Origin of the sequence: Streptomyces sp. NPDC048383 (genome assembly GCF_040651775.1) — a bacterium.
Classification (GTDB): Bacteria; Actinomycetota; Actinomycetes; order Streptomycetales; family Streptomycetaceae; genus Streptomyces.
Genome location: NZ_JBEZKS010000066.1, coordinates 35,829 through 44,573, shown reverse-complemented (window position 1 = coordinate 44,573; position 8,745 = coordinate 35,829). Strand labels below are relative to the sequence as shown.

The following is an 8,745-nucleotide window of genomic DNA, read 5'->3' as shown; positions in this document are numbered from 1 at the left end:
CTTTCCTCCGGGCTTTCGTTCTGTGTTGTTCTGTTCTTGCGTTTCCGACTCTATCAGACTCTCTCGGGCCCGATTTCCTCGGTGCTTTCCAGGTCCTGCGCTTTCGCACTTTCCCTTTCCGGCGATTCCGACTCTATCAGCGCTTTTCCGTCCCCCCGACCACGATCCGTTGCACAAAAATGGGCACGCGGAGGTTGAGGGAGTTTGGATCCTTACTGCTGGAGGAGGAATCCCGTCCATCGGACGTTCGCGAGATGTTCACACGACACGTCCCGGCGGGAGTCACGACAGTACAGGGCCGTCCGTGTCCAGGCAAATCGTTTCACGCGTATGGTCTAGTCCACCGGTCTAGTCCACTAGTCTCCGTGCCAAAGGTCCGTCCGAGTCAGGACCAACATCGGGCGAACCGGTACAGCCCTTGACATATCCTTCTGAAGAGTATGCCGTTCGCGACAGGTAGTGACGGCGACACGATGAAGCCCCACCCCTGGGAGGCCCCCATGACCAGCGTGACGTCCCCACTTGCCGGGACCGCCATCGGACTCGCGGCAGTGCCCGACCCGGTGTTCTCCGGCGCGATGGTGGGACCGGGCACGGCCATTGATCCCGTGCGCGAGCCCTCGGAGGCGGTGTCCCCCGTAGATGGTGTGGTCGTCTCCCTGCACCCGCACGCGTACGTGGTCGTCGACGGTGAGGGGCACGGTGTGCTCACCCACCTCGGCATCGACACCGTCCAGCTCAACGGCGAGGGCTTCGAGCTGCTCGTGAACAAGGGCGACACCGTGACGCGCGGCCAGGGCGTCATCCGTTGGAACCCGGCCGCGGTCGAGGCCGCCGGCAAGTCGCCGATCTGTCCCGTCGTGGCGCTGGAGGCGACGGCCGACTCGCTGTCCGACGTCGTCGAGTCCGGCGACGTGAAGGCTGACGACGCGCTCTTCAGCTGGCGGTAAGCGTCCCCTGCACGGCGGGTCGGACATCCATCGCGGCGGCTGGGGCCGCCGCTCAATCGGAGACGGTGAAATGGAGACAACGCTGCGAGGCGTCGGCGTGAGCCACGGTGTGGCGATCGGCGAGGTGCGGCACATGGGTACGGCGGTCCTCGAACCGCCGGCCAGGCAGATCACCGCGGATGAGGCGGAGCGCGAACAGGGGCGCGCCCGTCAGGCCGTGGAGGCTGTTTCGGCGGACCTGATCGCACGCGGTCAGTTGGCCGGTGGCGAGGCCCAGCACGTGCTCGAGGCCCAGGCGATGATCGCCACGGACCCCGAGCTGATGGCGGACGTGGACCGGCGGATCGCCGTCGGCAGCACCGCCGAGCGCGGCATCTACGACGCGTTCGCCGCCTATCGCGTCCTGCTCGCCGGTGCCGGCGAGTACATGGCGGGCCGGGTGGCCGACCTGGACGACGTGCGCAACCGGATCGTCGCGCGCCTGCTGGGCGTGCCGATGCCGGGCGTCCCGGACAGCGACGAGCCGTACGTGCTGATCGCCCGGGACCTGGCGCCCGCCGACACCGCGCTGCTCGACCCGGCGCTGGTCCTCGGCTTCGTGACCGAGGAGGGCGGGCCGACCAGCCACAGCGCGATCCTCGCGCGGGCGCTGGGGGTGCCGGCCATCGTGGCGCTGCCGGGTGCCGGTGAGATCGCCGAGGGCACCCTCATCGCCGTGGACGGCAGCACCGGTGACCTGTTCGTGGACCCGAGTGCGGAGAAGCGGGCCGAGTTGGAGGCTTCGGCCGCCGAACGCAGGGCCGCTCTGGCCGCCTCGTCCGGTCCGGGCGCGACCTCCGACGGGCACAAGGTGCCGCTGCTCGCCAACGTCGGCGGTCCGGCCGACGTGCCGGCGGCGGTGGAGGCCGGGGCCGAGGGTGTGGGTCTGTTCCGCACCGAGTTCCTGTTCCTGGACGACAGCAAGAAGGCGCCGTCCGAGGACAAGCAGGTCGAGTCGTACCGCAAGGTGCTCGCAGCCTTCCCGGAGGGTCGGGTCGTCGTGCGCGTCCTGGACGCCGGCGCCGACAAGCCGCTGGACTTCCTGACGCCGGCCGACGAGCCGAACCCGGCGCTCGGCGTGCGCGGGCTCCGGGCGCTGCTGGACCACCCGGACGTGCTGCGTACGCAGCTCACCGCGCTGGCCAAGGCCGCCGAGGGGCTGCCGGTCTACCTTGAGGTCATGGCCCCGATGGTGGCCGACCGGACCGACGCCAAGGCGTTCGCGGAGGCGTGCCGCGAGGCCGGTCTGCGGGCGAAGTTCGGTGCGATGGTGGAGATCCCCTCCGCCGCGCTCCGGGCGCGTTCGATCCTGCAGGAGGTCGAGTTCCTGTCGCTGGGCACGAACGACCTCGCGCAGTACGCCTTCGCCGCCGACCGTCAGGTCGGCGCCGTCTCGCGGTTGCAGGACCCCTGGCAGCCCGCGCTGCTCGACCTGATCGCGATGTCCGCGGACGCCGCGAAGGCCGAGGGCAAGAGCTGTGGTGTCTGTGGCGAGGCGGCGGCCGACCCGCTGCTGGCCTGTGTGCTGACCGGTCTGGGTGTCACCTCCCTGTCGATGGGTGCCGCGTCCATTCCTTACGTCCGCGCGACGCTGGCCAAGTACACGCTCGCGCAGTGCGAGCGTGCCGCTGCCGCGGCGCGTGCGTCGGACACCGCCGAGGAGGCCCGGGTGGCCGCCCAGGCGGTGCTGTCCGGGGAATAGCCGGACGGTTCGATCGCAGTCGCATCGCAGTCGAGGGGCCTTCGCCGGTGGCGGGGGCCCCTCGGCCGTTTCAGTGGTGGGGGCCCGGGACGTCGGCCTCGTATCCCGGGCAGTACTCGACTCCCGGTTCGGGGGCCACGGGTTCGCCGGTGTCGGCGTCCGTGCAGTAGGCGTCGAAGACGGCGGCGGCGGTGAGGGCGACCAGTCGGCCCCGGTCGAGTCGCCAGCCGTGGACCCGGTCGCGGAAGCCGTCGGTGGTGCTGCGGAGCACCAGTCCCCCGGGGCCGCCGAGGGCGAGGCCGGCGGCGAGCACCGTCACGAAGTCCAGGCTGTCGCGGGGTGGTGTCCGGGGCGGGCCGGGCGGGTCTTCGGTGATCTCCGCGTGCAGGACGACGACGAGTTGTTCCTGTGCGGTGGGGACGCTGCAGACGAGGTGGTGCCGGCCCGGCCCGGCTCCGGCGAGGAGGCGGTCGAGGATGCCGGCGGCCCGTTCGAAGGAGGCCTGTCCGATGTCCTGGCCGCAGTCGGCGCAGGTGCCGACGCCGGTGAGCAGCATGGTGGCGCACTCCCAGGTCGCCTGTCGGACCGCTTCGTCCACGAGGAGCGGTACGAGTTCCTCGATGGGTTGGCCGGTGTACGGCAGGGCCGGTCCGCCGCCGGCGAGTTCGGCGGTGAAGCGCGTACGGGTCCGGGGGGTGTCGGGGTCGAGGTCGTGTTCCGCGCAGTAGTCGGCGTACTCCTCGGGGTCGAAGAGGGCGACGGTGGTGTGGATGCCCTGGGCGGCGAGGGACTTCAGGAGGGCGTCGACCTGGCGGAGGTAGTCGCCGTAGTCGTCGTGGTGGTCGAAGCCGAAGCTGCGGTAGTCCCGCATGGCCGCGAAGTCCCCGGCGTCGGCGAGGAGGCCGACGGTGCTGGGGACTTCGCGGCGCAGGCTGCGGCGCCGGGAGGTCCGTTTGCGGGGCGCGGTGCCCGCGGCGGTGGCCGGTGGTGGGGTGTGGTGCGTGCCTGACATGGTTTCCCCCTGAGTGTCGTGACGACTTGCTCACTCAGAGTAATCAGGGGCACTGACATCGGGCCTGGGCTCAGCCCCGGGTGCGGGCGAGTTCCTCGTAGAAGGCGAGGAGCTCCGGGTGGTCCACGGAGCCCGGGTTGACGGCCTTGGCCAGGGGGGTGCCCTGGAGGAGCCGCTTGACCGGCACCTCGATGCGCTTGCCGGTCAGGGTGTGGGGGACGGCCGGGATCTCGATGACCTCGTCGGGGACGTGGCGCGGGGAGAGTTGCTCGCGGATGGTCCTGGCGATCTTCTTGCGCAGGGCCTCGTCGAGGGTGGCGCCGGGGGCGAGGTGGACGAAGAGCGGCATCCAGTAGCCGCCGTTCGGCTCTTCGAGGCCGATGACCAGGGATTCCTTGATCTCGGGGAGGCGTTCGACGACTTCGTAGATGTCGGCGGAGCCCATCCGGACGCCCTGCCGGTTCAGGGTGGAGTCGGAGCGGCCGTGGATGACGACGGATCCGTGGTCGGTGAGGGTGATCCAGTCCCCGTGGCGCCAGACTCCGGGGAACATCTCGAAGTAGCTGTCGCGGTAGCGGCTGCCGTCGGCGTCGTTCCAGAAGTGGATCGGCATGGAGGGCATGGGGGCCGCGACGACGAGCTCGCCGACCTCGCCGGTGACGGGCTTGCCGGACGGGTCCCAGGCCTGGAGGTCGGTGCCCAGGCAGGCGGCCTGGAGTTCGCCGATGTGGACGGGGAGGGTGGGGACGGCGCCCGCGAAGCAGCTGCAGACGTCGGTTCCGCCGCTGACGGAGGCGATCCACAGGTCGTCGGCGACCTCGTCGTGGAGCCAGCGGAAGCCGTCGGGCGGCAGCGGGGAGCCGGTGGTGGCGACGCACTTGACGGTGGAGAGGTCGAAGTCGCGGGCGGGGTGCACCTCGGCCTTCTTGCAGGCCATGACGTAGGCGGCGGAGGTGCCGTACAGGGTGGCGCGGGTGCGTTCGGCGATGCGCCACTGGGCGCCGGTGTCGGGGTAGCCGGGGCTGCCGTCGTAGAGGACGACGGTGGTGCCGGTCAGCAGGCCGGAGACGAGGAAGTTCCACATCATCCAGCCGGTGGAGGTGTACCAGAAGAACCGGTCGCCGGGGCCGAGGTCGCAGTGCAGGCCGAGCTGCTTGAGGTGTTCGAGGAGGATGCCGCCCTGGGACTGGACGATGGCCTTGGGGGCGCCCGTCGTGCCGGAGGAGTAGAGGATCCACAGCGGGTGCTCGAAGGGCACCGGTTCGAAGACGGGCTCGGTGTCGCCCGAGGTGAGGTCCGCCCAGGTGAGGGTGGATTCGGGAGCGGGCGTGCCGAGGAGGGGGATGTGGACCACGGCGCGCAGGGAGGGGAGCTCGGCGCGCAGTTCGGCGACGGTGTCGCGGCGGTCGTGCTGCTTGCCGCCGTAGCGGTAGCCGTCGACGGTGAAGAGGACGACGGGTTCGACCTGCTGGAAGCGGTCGAGGACGCTGCGGGCGCCGAAGTCGGGGGCGCAGGAGGTCCAGACCCCGCCGACCGCGGCGGTGGCGAGGAAGGCGACGACCGCTTCCGGGATGTTGGGGAGGTAGCCGCTGACGCGGTCGCCGGGGCGGACGCCGAGGGCGCGCAGTTCGGCGGCGAGCGATCCGACCTGGCGGCGGAGCTCGGCCCAGGTGAGGGGGGTCGGCTCGTGGGTCTCGTCCACGGAGAGCAGGGCGGGTTCCGCGGCGCGGGCGGGGTCCTCGGCGGCGCGCAGGGCGTGCTCGGCGTAGTTGAGGGTGGAGCCGGTGAACCACCGGGCGCCGGGCATGGAGCGGTCGGCGAGGACCTGCTCGTAAGGGGTGGTGAACCGTACGTCGAACCATTCGGCGACGGCCTGCCAGAACACGTCCAGCTCGTCGACGGACCAGCGGTGCAGGGCGGGGTAGCCGCCGTCGGCGGGGGCGTCGAACCGTTCGGCCGCCCAGGCCTGGAAGGCGGTGATCCGGGCCGCTGCGATCCGGTCGGGGGCCGGGGACCAGAGGGGTTCCGGCGGGGTGGCTGAGGTCATGGGTCGGCTCCCGGTCAAGTCTGCGGCTCGCGCTTCGTGTGCGTACGGTGCCACCGCGGCGTGGGTGTTCGCGCGACGGCTCACTGGGACGATGCCATGTGATCGACATACGCACCAGAGGTGTCCCGTGCGGTCGGGCCCGGTCCCGTCGCGGGTGAACGGCAGCTGAACGCCGCCCGCTCGGACCGGGGCCGGTGGCAGGGTGATCCGCATGGACGGTAGTGATCTGGTACGTGCGGTGAAAGAGATCGGTACGGCGCGCGGGCGGCGCGCCTGGCGCGCGGCCCTGCGCCGCCGCCGGGCCGACGCGGTGGCCCTGCCGCGACGGGGTGCGGAGCGGGCGCGGGTGCCGGGGCTGCTGGAGGGGACGCGGGCGTTGCCGGGCGGCGGCGTACTGCGGTTCGCGCGCTCCGAGCTGCTGGTACGGGTGACCGTGGGCGGGGCGGTGTTCTGGGGCTGGGACGGGGCGGAGCCGGGGTCGTCGTACGCGGTGGTGGGCGGCGGGCCGGAGCCCGATCCCCGGGCGGTGCTGGAGCCGGACACCGGGGGCGGTTGGCGGGTGGTGTCGGAGCGGGTGATGGTGGCGGTGTCCCGGCACGGGGCGGTGGAGGTGCGGACGCCGGGCGGGGCGATGTTGCGGCGGGAGTTGCCGCCGCGCTGGTGGGATCCGGTGGGAGCCGGGGCGTCAGGGGCGGACGGGTGCGACGGCGAGGGGGTGGGCGGGCGGCCCCCGGACGGGGCGGCGGCGCAGGGCCCGCGCCGACTCCAGCGGTCGGAGGTGCCGGCCGATGCCCGGTTCTTCGGGCTGGGCGGGCGGGCGTCGGGGCCCCGGCTGCGCGACGGGACGTACCGGTTGTGGAACACGGATCCGGGGGGCGCCTTCGGGCCGGGCGACGATCCGCTGTACGTCACGATGCCCGTCCAGGTGGTGGTCGCGGACGTGGGCACGCACTTGGCGTTCTACGACAACTCGTGGGACGGGCGGATGGTGTTGCGGGAGGGTGAGGAGGGGGCCGGGTCGGGCGTGGACCGGGTCGGGACGAGCGAGCTGCGGCTGGAGGGCGGGCCGGCCCGCTGCTGGGTGCTGACGGGGACCCCGGCGCGGGTGCTCCAGGGGTGGTCGGGGCTGACGGGCGCGCCGGCGGTGCCGCCCGAGTGGGCGCTGGGGTACCAGCACGCGCGCTGGGGGTTCGGGAGCGCGGCCGAGGTGCGGCGGGTGGTGGCGGGGTACCGGGAGCGGGGGTTGCCGCTGGCGGCCGTACACCTGGACATCGACCACCACGACGCGCACCGGGTGTTCACGGTGGACCGCGAGGCGTTCCCCGATCTGCCGGGGCTGGCACGGGAGTTGGCGGGGCAGGGGGTGCGGCTGGTGTCGATCGTGGATCCGGCGGTGAAGGCGGGCGATCCGCTGCACGCGTCGGGTCGGGCGGTGGGCGCGCGGGGCGCGTTCGTGCGGGACGCGCGGGGTGAGGAGGTTCGGGGCGAGGTGTGGCCGGGTGAGTGCGCGTACCCGGACTTCACGGATCCGGCGGTGCGGCAGTGGTGGGGCGACCTGTACGGGGAACGGCTCGCGCAGGGGTTCTCGGGTTTCTGGCACGACATGAACGAGCCGGTCTCCTTCGCGCCGTGGGGGGATCCGACGTTGCCGCGGTCGGCCCGGCACGTGATGGACGGGGCGGGCGGGGACCACCGGTCCGGGCACAACGTGTACGCGCTGGGGATGGCGCGGGCGGGGTGGGAGGGGTTGACGCGGCTGCGGCCGGACGAGCGGCCGTTCCTGTTCTCCCGGTCGGGGTGGGCGGGGATGCAGCGCTACGGGGGCTCGTGGTCCGGGGACGTGGAGAGCAGCTGGGAGGGACTGCGGGCGTCGCTGGCGCTGGTGTTGGGCCTCGGGCTGTGCGGGGTGCCGTACTCGGGGCCGGACGTCGGGGGCTTCGGGGGGTCGCCGTCGCCGGAGCTGTACCTGCGGTGGTTCCAGTTGGGGGCCTACCTGCCGTTGTTCCGTACGCATTCGGCGCTATCGGCGGGGCGGCGGGAGCCGTGGGAGTTCGGGCCGGAGGTGACGGAACGGGCCGCGGAGGTGTTGGCGGAGCGGGAGCGGCTGCGGCCGTACTTCGTGACGCTGGCGCATCTGGCACGGCGGACGGGGGCTCCGTACGTGCGGCCGCTGTGGTGGGGCAATCCGGAGGACCGGGTGCTGCGGGACTGCGAGGACGCGTTCCTGTTGGGTGACGCGCTGCTGGTGGCGCCGGTGTTGGAGTGCGGGGCGGACCGGCGGGCGGTGCGGCTGCCGCGGGGGCGCTGGTACGACACGGTGACGGGGGTGGCGTACGAGGGACCGGGGCAGGTGCTGCTGGATGCTCCGCGGGGCCGGGTGCCGGTGTTGGCGCGGGCGGGATCGGTCCTGCCGGTACGGGGCGCGGAGGGGTCGGTGGTCCTGGAGGCGTGGGCTCCGGCGCGGGGGCGGACGGGGGGCGGGGTGGTGATCCGGGACGCGGGGTCGGGGTTCGCGCCGGGCACGGTGGAGCGGTACGTGGTGCGGTGGGTCGGCGAGTCGGTGGTGGTGGAGGACGAGACGGGCGAGCCCGTGCGGGGTGTGACGGTACGCGGCCTGTGAACTCCGAGGGGGGACGGTGGGGTTCGGGGCTGCGGCGGGGGTGTGGTGCGGCTGGAGGGGGGCGGGCCCGGGTGGTTGGGACCGGGGTCGGACCGTGGACCGGACGGGGTGCGGGGCAGGGGCGGGGAGGAGGCCGGTGATGGTCGGGGCGAGCCCGGTGAGGGCGGTGTGGCGGGTGGGGCGATGGTGGCCGGGGGTGCGGTGGCGGCGGGAACGGTGGTCGGGGTGGGGACGTCGGCGACTGTCCTGGCGGAGCTGCGGCGTCAGGGGGTGGAGCGCCGACACGGGCAGGTGCGCGGTCGGGAGCTGCGGGCCCGCTTCGTCCTGGCCCGGGCTCCTGCCGGGAGTCGGGGTCGGGCGTTCGGAAGGGATCGG

The 8,745-nt window shown here is 72.9% G+C and carries 5 protein-coding genes; 3 read left to right on the top strand and 2 right to left on the bottom strand.

Translation table 11 applies throughout. The features are described from left to right. The first annotated feature begins 500 nt into the window (after positions 1–500). Positions 501–950 carry a PTS glucose transporter subunit IIA gene (locus tag AB0D46_RS33100; protein WP_362882996.1) on the top strand — a complete coding sequence of 150 codons (450 nt, stop codon included), beginning with the start codon at positions 501–503 and terminating at the stop codon, positions 948–950. A 70-nt stretch (positions 951–1,020) separates the two neighbouring features. Then, positions 1,021–2,691, top strand: a complete 1,671-nt coding sequence (gene ptsP, locus AB0D46_RS33095) for a phosphoenolpyruvate--protein phosphotransferase (RefSeq protein ID WP_362882995.1) — start codon at positions 1,021–1,023, stop codon at positions 2,689–2,691. Between the two features lie 70 nt (positions 2,692–2,761). On the opposite strand, the gene AB0D46_RS33090 is transcribed toward ptsP, so the two are convergent. Together AB0D46_RS33090 and AB0D46_RS33085 are read right to left on the bottom strand one after the other, a co-directional pair. After that, positions 2,762–3,703, bottom strand: coding sequence for a hypothetical protein (locus AB0D46_RS33090; RefSeq protein WP_362882993.1), 942 nt, complete (start codon positions 3,701–3,703; stop codon positions 2,762–2,764). A gap of 70 nt (positions 3,704–3,773) precedes the next feature. Continuing rightward, positions 3,774–5,750, bottom strand: a complete 1,977-nt coding sequence (locus AB0D46_RS33085; protein ID WP_362882991.1) for an acetoacetate--CoA ligase — start codon at positions 5,748–5,750, stop codon at positions 3,774–3,776. A 211-nt stretch (positions 5,751–5,961) separates the two neighbouring features. Between AB0D46_RS33085 and AB0D46_RS33080 the strand changes: the two genes are divergently transcribed. Beyond that, a complete protein-coding gene (locus AB0D46_RS33080; protein WP_362882989.1) occupies positions 5,962–8,370 on the top strand; it encodes a glycoside hydrolase family 31 protein in 2,409 nt (802 codons plus the stop codon). The last annotated feature ends 375 nt before the right edge of the window (positions 8,371–8,745 follow it).

Excerpts from the sequence above, each read along its gene's own strand:
- AB0D46_RS33090 (WP_362882993.1), bottom strand. The coding sequence starts at position 3,703 with ATGTCAGGCACGCACCACACCCCACCACCGGCCACCGCCGCGGGCACC.
- AB0D46_RS33080 (WP_362882989.1), top strand. The coding sequence starts at position 5,962 with ATGGACGGTAGTGATCTGGTACGTGCGGTGAAAGAGATCGGTACGGCG.
- AB0D46_RS33100 (WP_362882996.1), top strand. The coding sequence starts at position 501 with ATGACCAGCGTGACGTCCCCACTTGCCGGGACCGCCATCGGACTCGCG.
- AB0D46_RS33085 (WP_362882991.1), bottom strand. The coding sequence starts at position 5,750 with ATGACCTCAGCCACCCCGCCGGAACCCCTCTGGTCCCCGGCCCCCGAC.
- ptsP (WP_362882995.1), top strand. The coding sequence starts at position 1,021 with ATGGAGACAACGCTGCGAGGCGTCGGCGTGAGCCACGGTGTGGCGATC.